Below are 12,123 nucleotides of genomic sequence, written 5' to 3' on the forward strand. Positions count from 1 at the left end.
AACAGCCAGAACAGGATAAAATTGATGTTAGAGATAAGAAATTTGCGCGCCCGTATTGCTGGGACCGATACAGAAGTTATTCGTGGTTTAAATTTGACGGTTCAAGATGGGGAAGTTGCCGCGATTATGGGGCAAAATGGTGCCGGAAAATCAACTTTGTCTTATTTACTTGCTGGTCGTGATGATTATGAAATAACAGAAGGCGATATTCTTTATAATGGACAATCACTTTTAGAAATGGATCCAGCAGAACGTGCAGCATATGGTATTTTTCTTGCATTTCAATATCCAATGGAAATACCAGGGGTAGCAACGATGGAATTTTTAAAAGTTGCGATGAATTCTCAACGCAAAGCGCGTGGTGATGAAGAACTTAAAATTCCTGAATTTATAAAATATGTTAAAGACGTTTCAGCCAAGCTTGAAATAGATATGGACATGCTCAAACGTCCATTAAATGTAGGTTTTTCAGGGGGAGAAAAAAAACGTGCTGAAATTTTACAAATGGCACTTCTTGAACCTAAACTTTGCATTTTAGATGAAACGGATTCTGGTTTAGATATTGATGCACTAAAAATTGTTGCAGATGGTGTTAATAAACTTCGGGATTCAAAACGTTCATTTTTAGTGATTACCCATTATCAACGACTGCTTAATTATATTATTCCTGATACGGTACATGTTCTCTATAAAGGACGAATTATCAAAAGTGGGGATAAATCCTTAGCGCTTTATTTAGAGCAAAATGGGTATGCTGATCTTATCAGGGAAGCGGTTTGAGGTTATTGAATATGAAGGCACGGCAAAACTTGTTAGCGGTTGAAGAAGATATTATCAATAATTTCAATCAGTCTATCAACGACTTACCTGGTGACAAAGCTGTGCGGGCAATCCGCAAGAAAGCTATTGAGCAGTTTCAAACGACACGTCTTCCTTCTCGTAAAATCGAAAATTGGCATTATACCAACCTGCGCACATTACTGAAATCTGTGAGTAATTTTTCAAAAGCTCAAGACAATCCATTGGTTGATCCATTGTTTTCAGAAAGCGCTGTTTTTTCTATGAATAATGGAAAAACATCGACACAATCAAAAAAGCTAGACAATATTACAGTAAAACGCCTTTCAGATGCATTAGAAGATAATTCTATAAAGATAGATCAAAATATTTCTGATGAAGATTTTATTGGACAGTTAAATACAGCTTTCGTTACAGATGGTTGGCTTTTTCACATTCTTGAAAATACAAAGTTAAATATACCTATCGAATTGCAAAATATACAAATGGGAGGACAATCCCATACTTTTTCAGACATAAAAGTTGATAAAAATAATCAAGTTATGTTTGTTGAACATCAAGTTGGCAATGATCAAGATACCTTTGTCAGTTCAATATTTTCATTAAACATTGCCGCTCATAGTGATGTTACGTGGATTCTTATTCGCAACCGCGGTTTTAATTCTACACAGTTTGGCCGATTGCGTGCTGTTCTTGCTCAAGGAGCGAAGTTATCGCTTTATGTCATTAATATAGGGAGCCAACTCAATCGTCAGGAAGTCGATATTGAGTTACAGGGGGAAGGATCTGATTTTCAATTACGTGTTATAAATTTATTATCAGGACAAACCCATAGTGATCTTACGATGACCGTTCGTCACGTGGAAGAAAAATCAACATCAACCGAAATTATACGCAATGTGGTTACAGATAAGGCTGTGGGTGTTTTTCAAGGGATAATACGTGTTGCTCAAAAAGCACAAAAAACGGATGCACGCATGGCTTGTAATAGCCTTATCCTTTCGGATGATGCAGAATTTAATGCAAAGCCTGAACTGGAGATTTTTGCTGATGATGTTGCCTGTGGTCATGGCGCAACAGTTGCGAATATTAATCACGATTATCTTTTCTATCTCATGGCGCGCGGTATTCCATTTAAAACGGCTCGTGCTCTTTTAATTAAAGGATTTATTGCTGAGCTCATTGATGACATCAAACAAGATAATATCCAAGCTGTTTTGGAGAATATCATTAGGCAATGGCTTGAAAAAAATGTTTAAGGGGGGGAGAATGGAAAATGACGTACAAACATTCAATTATAATGTCGACGAAATTCGACGTGATTTTCCTCTTTTACACCATAAAGTTTATGGAAAGCGCTTAGCGTATCTTGATAGTGGTGCTTCTGCTCAAAAGCCGCAATCAGTACTCAATGCAATGAATAATTATTATCAGCATAGTTATGCTAATGTACATAGAGGAATGTATTTTTTAGCCAATACAGCAACACAATCCTATGAAAATGCTCGTGAGACTGTTCGTGTTTTTCTAAATGCTCAAAAAGTTGAGGAAATTGTTTTTACGAAAAATGCAACAGAAGCTATTAATACGGTTGCTTATGGATGGGCTATGCCCAAACTCAAGGAAGGTGATGAGATTGTTCTAACGATCATGGAGCATCATGCAAATATTATCCCTTGGCATTTTCTGCGTGAACGAAAAGGGGTTAAACTTATTTTTGTTCCTGTTGATGAAAATGGTGTTCTGCATATTGAAGACTTCCAAAAGGCTTTAAGCGAAAAAACACGGCTTGTCGCTATAACGCATATGTCTAATATATTAGGCACTGTGCCTCCTGTTAAAGAGATGATTAAGCAAGCACATCAAAATTCTATACCTGTTCTTATTGATGGTTCTCAAGGAGCAATACATTTAACTGTTGATGTACAAGATCTCGATTGTGATTGGTATGTCTTTACAGGACATAAGCTTTATGGTCCCACTGGGATTGGTGTTCTTTATGGTAAAGAACACCGGTTAGAGGAAATGCGTCCTTTTCAAGGGGGAGGTGAAATGATCGAGGAGGTAACAACCGATAAGGTTCTTTATAATGCTCCTCCTTATCGTTTTGAAGCAGGGACGCCTCCTATCGTTGAAGCTATTGGATTAGCTGCGGCTATTGATTATATAAAAGAAAAAGGTCTTAGTACAATTCATGCCCATGAAATGTCTCTTTCGGCTTATGCGCATGAAAAACTTAAAACGATTGAGGCATTGCGCATTTATGGCCATTCTCCCAATAAAGGAGCTATTATATCATTTGCAATTGAAGGTATTCACGCTCATGATATTGCTATGTTTATTGATAGAAAAGGGGTTGCAATACGTGCGGGCACTCATTGTGCACAGCCTTTATTACAGCGCTTTGGTCTAACATCTATTTGTCGCGCATCGTTGGCCATGTATAATACTCAAGAAGATGTAGATCAATTAGTTGAAGCATTGAAAGAAACAAGGACATTTTTTAATGGGTGAGTTAATAGAAGAGCGTCATTCTAAAGAATCTGTTGAAACTGTAGGCGAAAATGAAAAATCTTACATATCAGCAATTCCAGCAGACGAAATTGATCGGATGACGAATGATATTATTGCTGCTCTTAAAACAGTTTATGATCCAGAGATTCCTGCTGATATTTATGAGCTAGGACTGATTTATCGTATTGATATTGAAGATGATCGTTCAGTAAAAATTGAAATGACTCTTACAGCGCCAGGCTGTCCTGTTGCTGGTGAAATGCCGGGATGGGTAGAAAATGCTGTCAGTGCTGTTGAAGGGGTTTCGCATGTTGAAGTCACGATGACTTTTGATCCACCATGGACACCTGAGTGTATGTCAGAAGAAGCGCAAATTGCTGTGGGATGGTACTAACAATACTGTTTGCAAATACATCGTTTTTTATAAACAGTTGGATTTAAAAACGATCATATGCGTTATAATAAACAAAAATTAGAACTTACCTGGATTGGAAAAGAAGAACGTCCCAAACTAGAACCTCATGTCTTATTAGAAGATCTTGAAAAATCTTATCATGCCTCGCATCAAATATCATCGCAGGATATTTTTGATAATAAACTTATTTTTGGTGATAATTTACTCGCACTCAAAGCACTAGAGCAAGAATATACGGGGAAGGTGAAATGTATCTATATCGATCCACCTTATAATACAGGCAATGCCTTTGAGCATTATGAAGATGGTTTGGAGCATTCCATATGGCTCAGTCTTATGAGAGACAGGCTAGAGTTGTTACATCATTTGCTTGCGGATGATGGAAGTATCTGGATATCAATCGATGATGATGAACAAGCCTATCTTAAAGTAATGATGGATGAAATTTTTGGTCGCCAAAATTTCATTAACAATGTTATTTGGCAAAAGAAATATGCTCCACAAAATGATACAAAATGGTTTTCCGATAACCATGATTTTATAATGGTTTATGCCAAAGATAAAACGATTTGGCGCCCTTACTTGCTTCCTCGTTCAAGCGCTATGGATGCACGCTATAAAAATCCTGATAATGATCCGCGTGGTCCTTGGAAACCTGGAGACTTATCCGTAAAAAGGGTGACGCTTAAAGATATTTACGAAATCGTCACACCTTCTGGACGAAAAGTGATGCCTCCTCATGGTAGAAGTTGGGCTATGAGTGAAAAAAAATTCTCTGAATTGTTAGAAGATAATCGCATTTGGTTTGGTCCAACAGGAAGCAATATTCCTTCTTTGAAGCGTTTTTTATCAGAAGTAAAAAATGGTATGGTTTCAATGACGATTTGGCCCTATACGGAAGTAGGGCACAATCAAGATGCAAAAAGAGAAGTCAAAGCCTTTAATTCTGATCATGTCTTTACAACTCCCAAACCTGAGCGTCTAATGGAACGCATCATTCAACTTGCAACGAATCCCGGTGATCTTACCCTGGATTCCTTTGCGGGTTCTGGTACGACGGGGGCTGTTGCTCATAAAATGGGCCGCAGGTGGATTATGATTGAACTTGGAGAACATTGTCATACCCATATTATCCCTCGTTTAAAACAAGTGATTGATGGAACTGATCAAGGGGGAATTTCCAAAAGTGTCAATTGGCAAGGGGGCGGTGGATTTCGTTATTATCGCCTTGCTCCTTCTCTGTTGCAAAAAGATCCATGGGGACAATGGATTATTAGTTGCAAATATAATGCAGCAATGCTGTCAGAAGCGATGTGTAAACATATGGGGTTTACTTATGCGCCGGATGAAAATCATTATTGGATGCAAGGGTATTCAACGGAAACAGATTATATTTATGTTACAACAAGTGCTATGACTCATGAACAACTGCGTATTATAAGCGAAGAGGTGGGGTCTCATCGCACGTTGCTGATTTGTTGTACAGCTTTTGATACAAAATCAGCCTCCTTTGAGAATCTCACACTGACTAAAATTCCCCGTGTAGTATTAGAAAAATGCGAATGGGGAAGGGATGATTACAGTTTAAATATCGCCAATCTTGAACCAATGATTGTGGTAAAAGAAAAAAACAAAGATAAAGATGATGCGCAAGCAGAATTAGATCTATTTGGATAATATATAAAAAGCGGAGTTTTTCATGAACACTGTTGAAAAAAGGATTTCTGCTCGCCTATCGTTGCGCGATCCTCAACGTGAATCTTTAAATATTTTGGTGAACATCTTAGAAAATATAGAGCTTTCTAAAAGTGCTGATTTGATTGCAGAATTAGAATCGGTAAAAAATCTCTATCCTTCTGTACAAGACTTTGAACGAAACTTTCCTTCTTTTTGTTTTGCCTTAGCAACGGGTGTTGGGAAAACACGACTTATGGGCGCTTTTATCAGCTATCTTTATTTAACAGGACGTAGTCGTCACTTTTTTGTTTTAGCGCCAAATTTGACTATTTATGAAAAATTAAAACAGGATTTTAGTCCCCAAAGTTCAAAATATGTTTTCAGTGGAATGAGTGAGTTTATTGCCAATAGACCAGTCATTATTACAGGTGAAGATTATGAAAGTGGTAAAGGTATTCGCGCTGATGAACACCACTTTCACGGACAAAAGCGTTTGTTTGAAAATAGGGATACAGCCTTTATCAATATTTTTAATATTTCTAAAATTAATACAATGGATAATAAAAAAGCTGCACTAAAATCTAGTATTCCGCGGATTAAACGCTTACAAGAGACGATTGGTGAAAGTTATTTTGATTATCTCGCAAATCTTCCTGATTTAGTTTTGTTAATGGACGAGGCACATCGTTATCGTGCTTCTGCTGGTGCGGCGGCAATTAATGAGTTAAAACCTATATTAGGTATAGAGCTTACAGCAACACCGAAAACAATAGGTGCAAAACCTGTAGATTTTAAAAATGTTGTTTACAGTTATTCACTTGCAGAGGCTATGAGGGATGGTTTTGTAAAAGAGCCTGCTGTTGCTACACGTAAAGACTTTCAACCGCAAAATTATACATCTGAGCAATTAGAACATATTAAATTACAAGATGCAATTCTTGCACACGAAAACGTAAAAGCAGATTTAATCGCTTATGCCAAAGATTATAACAAAAAGTTCGTTAAGCCTTTTATTTTAGTTGTCGCTCAAGATACAAATCATGCACAGAAATTGCGTGATTTATTGGAATCAGATGATTTTTTCGCAGGGGCCTATAAGGGAAAAGTTTTAGAGATTCATACAAAGCAGTCAAATATAGAAGAAGATCAAAATATTCAAAAGCTTATTGCGATTGAAGATCCTCATGAATCAACAGAAATTGTTATTCACGTTAATAAATTAAAGGAGGGGTGGGATGTTACCAATCTCTATACGATTGTACCGTTGCGTGCATCGGCTTCAGAAATTTTAACAGAGCAAACAATTGGGCGTGGATTGCGTTTGCCGTATGGATGTAGGACCGGTGTAGAAGCTATTGATCGTTTAACAATCATTGCGCATGATCGTTTCCAGGATATTATTGACCGTGCAAATGATCCAAACTCAATTATAAAAAAGCATATTGAGATTGGAAAAGGGGGGGGACATACCCTCTGAAAAAACAGATATAGTGACGGTTCCATGTCAAGTGGAAGCTTTATTTATGCAAACGGCGGGAACGCGTCATTGCGATATAGATAGAGCATCAGATCTACAAAATATCATGTTACGAAATACAGATTCCCCTATATTGACGCCCGAAGAGCAACAAATTGCTGCTATTGCGTGGAATATTATCAAAGAGAATGATAATTTACTAAGTTCTCAAATGCTTTGTTCTGCACCGATACAAGAAAAAATGAGCAATAAAATTATGAGTACTATGCCGCTAGCACAAAAGTCTCTCGTGTCAAAAGTGGTTACAATTTTGACAAAACAATTAGCAGAATTGATGATAGATATTCCCAATATTATCCTCATTCCTTCACGTGAGGTTACTTATGGTTTTTCTGATTTTGATTTGGAAAATCTAGAAAGCTTAAATTTGCAACCTGTTAGTAAAGAGCTTTTAATTCGAGAATTGCGTACCCACAAAAGCATTTTTCTTACTTCTAAGAATGAATATATCAAAGAGCCTCATCTTGAAAATTATATCATTCGTTGTTTAATTGATAATGATTTTATCGATTATGATAGCCATACGCTATTATTACGAAAATTAGCTGGTCAGATAGTAGAGCATTTCCGATCTTATTTACCTAATGACGCAGCCGTTGAGAACGTATTAATTCACTATCAGCATAAGCTGAGTGATTTTATTGTTGCACAATTGAGAGAACATCAATGGGAAACGAAAAAAGATTATGAGATCAAAGTGACACGAAGTTTTACAACTTTAACACCTATCCATTATGTGTTGCCGCAAGGAACATCTCCTGTTGATTTTCGTAATATTCCCGCCATTAAAAGCGATATTAAAAAACTTGTATTCAGCGGCTTTAAAAAATGCTGTTATCCTTTGCAAAAGTTTGATTCAGTAGAAGGAGAATTACGATTTGCTCAGATATTAGAGGATGATTCACAAGTATTGAAATGGATGAAACCCGCTAGAGGTTTTTTCAAGATAGAGTATGATAAAGGCTCAACTTATGAACCGGACTTTGTTGTAGAAACGAAGGATGCCAAATATCTTTGTGAGCCTAAAAAAGCCTCTGAAATACAAAACGTTATTGTTTTAAAAAAGAGAGAAGCTGCAGTTCAATGGTGTTGTCATGCAACGCGCTATGCGGCTACTTATGGCGGTAAAAAATGGTATTATGTTCTTATTCCCCATGATGCTATTAAAGCTAATAGTAGTTTTGAAGGTTTATGTGCAGAGTTTACTATTTCAGAATCTATACTTGAAAGCCCATAACGTTTTGCTTCAAAATAAAACATATAAGTTTTTTAATTGACGGATGTGAGGCTCGATCAAATATTTGAATATTATTTTTAATTTTATGCATTATCGCATCATTAATTTAAAAATATTAGGGATTTCTTAAATAAGAAAGTTATTATTTTTTTCTAAAACATTAAAATAAAAGGAAAAATATATACAAGATTATACTTTTTTATGGGGATTTACAGCTCATTTACAATTTTTTCTGAAAATACATCCTCACTTTACTTTATACGAAACAGTTCTTGAGTTTATAGTGATAAATTGAGAAAAAATATTTTAATTTTATTGAGTAATTTCAGAGATATGCTTTTTTCAAAAAAAAAATTAAACAGTTTGTTGTTTTTTCTTTTGGAACATCTGAATATAATGAAATATCCAGAGGATAAAAGTGGAATATTCTACATATGACTTTGAATTTAACAAACACTGTTTTTAATTTTTTAAAGAAAAACCCGACAAAAAAATTTACAGCTCGAGACATTGCTCAATGGATATTTGAAAATTATCCAGAAAAATGCCGACAAAAACAAAAGCGGTCAACGGCAACAATCGCTCCTCTTAAGAATGATATAGCTCTTATTCAGCAAATTGTCGCTGAAATAGGATCTCAGCGACCTCAGTTACAAAAGCGTTATCCAGAAATTAAAACCACTGAAGGACGACCACGGCAATATTATTTTACAAGACAAACAGATAGCGCTGAAATTGATGCAGTAGAGGACAATGCAGAGGGTAGAACAAAAGATGGTTCTGTTAAAGAACATGACCTTTATCCGTTATTATCTAAATTTTTATGGTCAGAACTTGCAGTTTACAGCAAACGCATTAATGAGAAATGTTCTCATAATAAACATGGTTCGGGCGGGAACAAATGGCTTTATCCGGATCTCGTAGGAATACAAGATTTAAGTAAGGAATGGAATCGTGAAATCAAAGATTGCGTTTTGCAATATTTTGATAAAAAAACGAAGCTTTGGTCTTTTGAAGTTAAAATTCTTATCAATCGTTCAAATTTACGAAAAGCATTTTTTCAAACGGTTAGCAATTCTTCATGGGCTAATTTTAGTTATTTAGTGGCTAGTGAAGTTGAAGGTGTTGATACATTAAAAGAACTTCGAATGCTTTCAAGTTTGCATGGAATTGGATTTATAAGACTCAACAAGGAAAACGCTTCTGAAAGTGAGATCATAATTCCAGCGAAAGAACGGAGTGATATTGATTGGGATACTGCTAATAGATTAGTGGAGGAAAACAAAGACTTTCTTCATTATATCAAGCTCATTCGTCAATTTTATCAAACCGGCGAGACGCGTCCATCCGATTGGGATCATATGGGGCCATGAGGGGTATTTAAAAAAAGACTCTATTTTTTAAAGCTCTTTTGTTCAGAGTGACAAAAAATTACTCTAACTATTTTATTGATTATATTTAGATAATATATTGATTAATAATGATAATTATTCTTTTTTTACTTAAATTAGAGATTAGAATATTGTAGCATTCAATCGTTTCAAGACATCTTATATTGATAGTGAAACAATCAAAATTTTATGTATGCATCAAGCGAGGGTGAGTAAAAATTCTATTTTAGACCCATTTTATTTTTTGTGTGTGGCATGATTTCATTAAATAATAGAGTTAATGATGATAATTTATTACAAATTTTCTATTGTAGAGAGTAAAAATCAAGTTTTTATTTGTTAATATCAATTACTAAAAATATTTTTTCATATTTAAGTCTTCTTTCGGAAAATTTACACTGCTATTTCTTTAGTTTCGACTGCTTTTTGTTTTTATTATTGTTAACTGCTTTATCATCTGTATTAAACATTCAAAAAGAAATATCGATTAAATAAACTATGTGAATAGTTTATTTAATCTCTTGAAGTGGATTTAAAAAATAAATTTCTATCACATCTTATGATAAAGTGAAAAGCATACGATACAGTTTACCACAATACGCTTTTTATTTTTCAACAATACCGCATGCCAAACGTGCACCACCTCCGCCAAGCGGTAATGGTTCATCTGATTGATTATCAGCCCCTAAATGAATTATTAATGAGCGCCCTGTAATTTCAGAGATTTTTTTCAATCGTGGAGCAAGAATGCTCATTATGGCATTTCCTTGCTTATCAACATAAAGTGCTGGTAAATCACCAAGATGACCATTGACATTATAAGGTCCTAAATGTTTTCCGGTATGCTCAGGATCATAATGCCCACCTGCGCTTCCACCAATTATGCCATCTTTTGTATCACATGAAGGATTTACATGTACATGAAAACCATGCATTCCCTCTGGTAAAGTAGATAAATTAGGGATGAAAATCAAACCGTATGTGTTTTCTTCAATTTTAATGCTACCAATAGCCTTTTTGGAATTATTATCTTCTAGTTTATAGATATTTACTTTTGTTGAGAGCGCTAATACAGCATTTTTATGCATTAAAAATGCCATAAAAAATAATAATAAAAATAATATTTTTTTCATAAGATACCTTTATACTTATCTTAAATAAATTTTATCTATAAAAATAATTATATTACTTAAAATTTTAGTAATAATATATATTATTAAATATAAATAAGCGTATTAAATTGAAATTAAAAAAATAACTTAGATATAAAATTAGTTCTTAGAAATACTAAATAAATTAAAGTATATTCTTATATATATTCTGAATATAAGTCTTGTTTTTTGATTTATAAAAAATGTAGCTTTTATGAACGAATAATTATATCTCGCTTACATTTCTTCAAGAGATGCTTAAAAAAAATCTATTTTTTTAAGGTGTAATAATCAATTAAGCAAGCAATTTTAATAAGTTAGTTGTTATTTTATTTATAATATGACGATCGTTTCATCAAAAAACAGAGCATATAATTTGCTGATGATTTTAATGTTTTATTCATAGAAAAAATGACGAGAACTTTCTATTCTTTGTGAAATTTATAAGAGAAAGAACTATTATGATTCATATAAATTTCCCATAAAATACAGCATATACCGACACTTCCCCCCATTCCTGATCCTATCAGCGCTCCTATGATCATTCCGGCAGAAAGTGCTACTCCTATACCCATTGCGATAAATGGACCAAATCCTGGAAGAGCAATATGACCATAAGTAGCAAGAGTTGCTGCGATTACTCCTGATATGCTACCATTTAAACCGCCAATGAAAGCAAATTCTTTAATAGAATGACAGCACTTTTTGAAAATTTTTTTCTTACAATGATCAATAGAAACATTGCTGTAAGTTTTAAAATTAATCATATTTTTTTCTTTCATTTTGAATGCTAACTGTTCCTGAATAGTCAACGGATACAAAAAAATGGGACTTTTTAAATTTTACTAAAGCACGCCAGATTCCTTTGTCATCTAAACGCAATCGTTTAATGTTCTCAAAACCATTTTGCATAAGACAATTTTTAACTTGTGAAGCAGTAAATGAATTTTGACCTATTTTAGTGACATTTTGAGTAGAGCTATAGGTAAAGGTTTGACAATAAGGAAGATGAAAAACTTCACTGATTGAAGTCGTGACGATCAATGAAACACATACAATTATCATAAAAAAAATGCTTAATTTTAAAATGTTATTTAGTTTCATCTTGTCACTCTCTGTTGAAACAACACTTCATTAACCGTTGTATTGCTAACAGGTTCCCAAGCTTATTTTATTTTTAATATTATACTTAACAAAAAAATGAAAATTTATTGATTAAATAAAACTGTTTTTTATTATTTATTTTTTATTAAAATTGATATTATAAAATAACTATTAATATTATTATTTTTTTATCTATAAGTTTGATATTTAATACAGTATTATAAGAAATATATTTATTTTTTCTCTTACTTCATATCAATATGCTAAATATATAGAGTAATTTTTTCAGAAAATATGAG

The 12,123-nt window shown here is 34.0% G+C and carries 9 protein-coding genes and 1 pseudogene; 7 read left to right on the top strand and 3 right to left on the bottom strand.

What is annotated here, in order from left to right:
- The first annotated feature begins 24 nt into the window (after positions 1 to 24).
- The 7 genes and pseudogenes from sufC to PVV57_RS07495 all read left to right on the top strand — a co-directional run bounded on the left by sufC (position 25) and on the right by PVV57_RS07495 (position 9,551).
- Positions 25 to 780, top strand: coding sequence for a Fe-S cluster assembly ATPase SufC (gene sufC / locus PVV57_RS07465; RefSeq protein ID WP_273718359.1), 756 nt, complete (start codon positions 25 to 27; stop codon positions 778 to 780).
- Between the two features lie 11 nt (positions 781 to 791).
- Positions 792 to 2,057, top strand: coding sequence for a Fe-S cluster assembly protein SufD (gene sufD, locus PVV57_RS07470; RefSeq protein ID WP_273718361.1), 1,266 nt, complete (start codon positions 792 to 794; stop codon positions 2,055 to 2,057).
- A gap of 10 nt (positions 2,058 to 2,067) precedes the next feature.
- Positions 2,068 to 3,312, top strand: a complete 1,245-nt coding sequence (locus tag PVV57_RS07475) for a cysteine desulfurase (RefSeq protein ID WP_273718363.1) — start codon at positions 2,068 to 2,070, stop codon at positions 3,310 to 3,312.
- Positions 3,305 to 3,706: an SUF system Fe-S cluster assembly protein gene (locus tag PVV57_RS07480; RefSeq protein ID WP_273718364.1), complete on the top strand. Its 402-nt coding sequence runs from the start codon at positions 3,305 to 3,307 to the stop codon at positions 3,704 to 3,706. Before PVV57_RS07475 ends, PVV57_RS07480 begins: the two co-directional genes overlap by 8 nt.
- Before the next feature lie 57 nt (positions 3,707 to 3,763).
- Entirely contained in the window at positions 3,764 to 5,404 is a 1,641-nt protein-coding gene (locus PVV57_RS07485; protein WP_273718366.1) for a site-specific DNA-methyltransferase, read from the top strand.
- Between the two features lie 22 nt (positions 5,405 to 5,426).
- Positions 5,427 to 8,178, top strand: a pseudogene (locus PVV57_RS07490) (DEAD/DEAH box helicase).
- A 434-nt stretch (positions 8,179 to 8,612) separates the two neighbouring features.
- Complete coding sequence (locus PVV57_RS07495; protein ID WP_273718368.1) at positions 8,613 to 9,551, top strand: COG2958 family protein; 939 nt, start codon at positions 8,613 to 8,615, stop codon at positions 9,549 to 9,551.
- 623 nt (positions 9,552 to 10,174) lie between these two features.
- On the opposite strand, the gene sodC is transcribed toward PVV57_RS07495, so the two are convergent.
- The 3 genes from sodC to PVV57_RS07510 form a co-directional block, all read right to left on the bottom strand.
- Positions 10,175 to 10,702 carry a superoxide dismutase [Cu-Zn] SodC gene (gene sodC / locus PVV57_RS07500; RefSeq protein ID WP_273718370.1) on the bottom strand — a complete coding sequence of 176 codons (528 nt, stop codon included), beginning with the start codon at positions 10,700 to 10,702 and terminating at the stop codon, positions 10,175 to 10,177.
- Positions 10,703 to 11,145: 443 nt separating this feature from the next.
- Positions 11,146 to 11,502, bottom strand: a complete 357-nt coding sequence (locus tag PVV57_RS07505; RefSeq protein ID WP_273718372.1) for a hypothetical protein — start codon at positions 11,500 to 11,502, stop codon at positions 11,146 to 11,148.
- The gene (locus PVV57_RS07510) at positions 11,480 to 11,824 is read right to left on the bottom strand and encodes a hypothetical protein (RefSeq protein ID WP_273718374.1); all 345 of its coding nucleotides are present in this window, start codon (positions 11,822 to 11,824) and stop codon (positions 11,480 to 11,482) included. Before PVV57_RS07510 ends, PVV57_RS07505 begins: the two co-directional genes overlap by 23 nt.
- Between the last annotated feature and the right edge of the window lie 299 nt (positions 11,825 to 12,123).

Origin of the sequence: Bartonella sp. AU15XJBT (assembly GCF_028618615.1) — a bacterium.
In the GTDB taxonomy this organism is placed as follows: domain Bacteria; phylum Pseudomonadota; class Alphaproteobacteria; order Rhizobiales; family Rhizobiaceae; genus Bartonella.